At 55.3% G+C, this 273-nt stretch carries 1 protein-coding gene; it reads left to right on the plus strand.

The genetic code is table 11. The annotated features are described in order from the left end of the window. Positions 1 to 273 (plus strand): PhnE/PtxC family ABC transporter permease (locus ABG80_RS23595; RefSeq protein WP_407638765.1); only part of this gene is annotated, 273 nt, incomplete at both ends.

Here is a 273-nt window from a genome sequence, read left to right on the forward strand (position 1 = left end):
TATTTGATGCCGAGCGATTGAAGGATGGCATGCCAAGCCTGGTAAAAATTGCCGGCGAGATGTTCCCACCGAACTTCTCGCAGGCTGGCACCTGGGTCAAACCGGTACTGGATACCTTGGCCATGAGTATCGCCGGCACGGCAATCGCGGTATTGCTATCCATTCCCTTAGGAGTGCTCGCCGCGCGGAATACTAGCCCTCATCCACTCGTGTATCAAGCCACACGCGGCCTGTTAAACGCTTTGCGATCGATACCCGAACTGATCATGGGCA

Source organism: Aquabacterium parvum, assembly GCF_001447195.1.
Taxonomy (GTDB): Bacteria; Pseudomonadota; Gammaproteobacteria; order Burkholderiales; family Burkholderiaceae_C; genus Aquabacterium; species Aquabacterium parvum.